This is a genomic window from Micromonospora sp. ATA51 (genome assembly GCF_016802855.1).
In the GTDB taxonomy this organism is placed as follows: domain Bacteria; phylum Actinomycetota; class Actinomycetes; order Mycobacteriales; family Micromonosporaceae; genus Micromonospora; species Micromonospora sicca.
This window is the reverse complement of sequence record NZ_JAEVHJ010000549.1, coordinates 1-2,491: the sequence shown is the minus strand read 5'-3', so window position 1 is coordinate 2,491 and position 2,491 is coordinate 1. Positions and strand designations below refer to the sequence as shown.

The 2,491-nt window shown below is 73.7% G+C and carries 4 protein-coding genes; 2 read left to right on the top strand and 2 right to left on the bottom strand.

Annotated features, from left to right (window positions below; translation table 11 throughout):
- On the bottom strand, positions 1-516 hold a 516-nt coding region (locus tag JNW87_RS37510; protein WP_238455355.1), incomplete at its 3' end, for a PH domain-containing protein.
- A gap of 22 nt (positions 517-538) precedes the next feature.
- Positions 539-769 carry a hypothetical protein gene (locus JNW87_RS37505; RefSeq protein WP_109800184.1) on the bottom strand — a complete coding sequence of 77 codons (231 nt, stop codon included), beginning with the start codon at positions 767-769 and terminating at the stop codon, positions 539-541.
- Positions 770-1,009: 240 nt separating this feature from the next.
- Between JNW87_RS37505 and JNW87_RS37500 the strand changes: the two genes are divergently transcribed.
- Both JNW87_RS37500 and JNW87_RS37495 read left to right on the top strand, forming a co-directional pair.
- Positions 1,010-2,116: a MoxR family ATPase gene (locus JNW87_RS37500; protein WP_109800183.1), complete on the top strand. Its 1,107-nt coding sequence runs from the start codon at positions 1,010-1,012 to the stop codon at positions 2,114-2,116.
- Positions 2,095-2,491, top strand: a 397-nt coding sequence (locus JNW87_RS37495; protein ID WP_238455356.1) for a DUF58 domain-containing protein, incomplete at its 3' end; no start/stop codon positions are given. The genes JNW87_RS37500 and JNW87_RS37495, both read left to right, overlap by 22 nt.

Sequence of the window (2,491 nt, the reverse complement as noted above, 5' to 3'; positions counted from 1 at the left end):
CGCCCGGTCCTCGCCGAGCGCGGTCAGCCGGTCGCGCAGCCGGGCGGCCTCCGCCGGCCGCAGCCCGGGCACCCGCGCGTCGCTCGCCGCCGCGGCCGTGTGCAACTGCACGGTGGCCAGGTCGAACGCCCGCTCCAGCGGCCCGGCGCTGACGTCGACGAACTGCATCCGCGAGTACGGGACGATGGAGAGCCGCCGGACCAGCAGCCCGTGCCGGACCAGCAGGTCGTGCTCCCGCTCGGCGTACCCCCAGGCGTGCACCGCGCGGACGATGGTGGCCGCCCGCCAGCCGGCCAGCAGGACGACCACGCCGAGGGCGGCGCCGAAGAGCCACTGCCCGCTGAACGCCCAGCCGAGGCCGAGGCCGATCAGCAGGACGGCCAGCAGCACGCCGAGTCGGATCAGCTCCACCCAGATCAGGTCGGGGGAGATCGGCTGCCAGCGGACGGTGTCCGGCCACGGTTCCAGCGGGCCGGCCGGGGCCGACGGCGGCCCGGCGAGGTCGTCACCGTTCACCGGGGTGATCCGCTGCGCTCACTCACCCTTCGAGCGTAGGCGATCCGGCCACCGCCGCCACCTCGCGCAGGAAGCCACGCGCGTCGAGAAACGCGCCGAGCGATTCCCGGTGTTCGGGACAGGCCAGCCAGGTCTTGCGCCGGTCGGGGTCGTGCAGGCGGGGATTGTTCCAGCGCAGCGCCCAGGCGGCGGGCGCGCGGCAACCGCGTGCCGAGCAGATCGGCGCCTCGTCGGCAGGGCGGGAAGTGGTCATCCGGGCGAGTCTAGGCCGCGCTCCGGGAAGTTTTAGCGCCGGGCGGCCACGGGGGGAGCCGCCCGGCGACGGGGTGAATCGTACACACGCCGTACCCCTTCCTGTCCACCCGTGTTCAGCGTTTTCCGGGGCGCGGGACGGCGCGGCGAAAATCGGTCTCTCCCACCCTCCGCTCTCAGCCGGGCATGACAGTCTTGATACGCACCACGCCGCGACGACCGATCATGCTGTGGAGGACCGGTGGCCCAGCCGACCACGCCCGACGCCCCGACCCCGACCGAGGCCCTGCCGGAGGCGCCGCCGGTCGGCACGACCCCGGCCGAGGACGCCACCCTGCTGGAACGCGCCCTGTTCGAGATCAAGCGGGTGATCGTCGGTCAGGACCGGATGGTCGAGCGGATGTTCGTCGCCCTGCTGGCCCGCGGGCACTGCCTGCTGGAGGGGGTGCCCGGGGTGGCGAAGACCCTCGCGGTGGAGACCCTCGCCCAGGTGGTGGGCGGCTCGTTCGCCCGGGTCCAGTTCACCCCCGACCTGGTCCCCGCCGACATCGTGGGCACCCGGATCTACCGCCAGTCCAGCGAGAAGTTCGATGTCGAGCTCGGCCCGGTCTTCGTGAACTTCCTGCTGGCCGACGAGATCAACCGGGCGCCGGCCAAGGTGCAGTCGGCGCTGCTGGAGGTGATGAGCGAGCGCCAGGTGTCGATCGGCGGTGAGACCCACCGGGTGCCCGACCCGTTCCTGGTGATGGCGACGCAGAACCCGATCGAGCAGGAGGGCGTCTATCCCCTGCCGGAGGCGCAACGCGACCGCTTCCTGATGAAGATCCTGGTGGGCTACCCGACCGACGCCGAGGAGCGGGAGATCGTCTACCGGATGGGCGTCTCCCCGCCCGAGCCCACGCCGGTGTTCAGCACCCCCGACCTGATCGCCCTGCAGCGCAAGGCCGACCAGGTCTTCGTGCACAACGCGCTGGTCGACTACGCGGTCCGGCTGGTGCTGGCCACCCGTGCCCCGGCCGAGCACGGCATGCCGGACGTCGCGCAGCTCATCCAGTACGGTGCGAGCCCGCGCGCCTCGCTCGGGCTGGTCCGGGCCACCCGGGCGCTGGCGTTGCTGCGCGGCCGGGACTACGCGCTGCCGCAGGACGTGCAGGACATCGCCCCGGACATCCTGCGCCACCGGCTGGTGCTCAGCTACGACGCGCTCGCCGACGACGTGCCCGCCGACCACGTCGTGCACCGGGTGATGTCGACCATTCCGCTGCCCGCCGTCGCGCCCCGGCAGCAGGCCAGCCCGCCGGCACCGGGCGCGCCGGCCGGCGCGGGCTGGCCCGGGCAGCGGCCGTGACCCCACCCATGCCGGCCCGGGACGACGCGGAGCGAAGTGGGGCGGTGCTGTCCCGGTTGCAACTGCTGGTCACCCGCAAGCTCGACGGCCTGCTCCAAGGGGACTACGCCGGACTGCTGCCCGGGCCGGGCAGCGAGGCGGGGGAGTCCCGCGAGTACCGCCCCGGCGACGACGTACGCCGGATGGACTGGCCGGTCACCGCCCGGACCACGATGCCGCACGTCCGGCGTACGGTGGCCGACCGGGAACTGGAGACCTGGCTGGCGGTGGACCTCTCGGCGAGCCTGGACTTCGGCACCGGCCGGTGGCTCAAGCGCGACGTGGTGGTCGCCGCGGCGGCCGCCCTGACCCACCTGACGGTACGCGGCGGCAACC

Coding starts and splice junctions, on each gene's coding strand:
- JNW87_RS37505 (WP_109800184.1), bottom strand. CDS start 769: ATGACCACTTCCCGCCCTGCCGACGAGGCGCCGATCTGCTCGGCACGC.